Source organism: Rhodoplanes roseus (assembly GCF_003258865.1).
Taxonomy (GTDB): Bacteria; Pseudomonadota; Alphaproteobacteria; order Rhizobiales; family Xanthobacteraceae; genus Rhodoplanes; species Rhodoplanes roseus.
The window spans coordinates 1-270 of sequence record NZ_NPEX01000827.1 but is presented as its reverse complement, the minus strand read 5'-3'; the positions used below and the strand labels follow the sequence as shown (position 1 = coordinate 270).

1 protein-coding gene is annotated in these 270 nt (G+C 65.2%); it reads left to right on the top strand.

What is annotated here, in order from left to right:
• Positions 1 to 270, top strand: a 270-nt coding sequence (locus CH341_RS32585) for a S1C family serine protease (protein WP_146604778.1), incomplete at both ends; no start/stop codon positions are given.

Below are 270 nucleotides of genomic sequence, written 5' to 3'. Positions count from 1 at the left end.
GGCGCCGGCCCCTATGACGATTTCATTCAGATCGACGCGCCGGTGAACCGCGGCAATTCCGGTGGCCCGACCTTCAACATGAAGGGTGAGGTCGTCGGCGTGAACACGGCGATCTTCTCGCCCTCCGGCGGCAATGTCGGCATCGCCTTCGCCATTCCGGCGAATGTCGTGACCGACGTCGTCTCCGAGCTGCGCAAGGACGGTTCGGTGACGCGCGGCTGGCTCGGCGTGCAGATCCAGCCGGTGACGGAAGACATCGCCGAAGGTCTC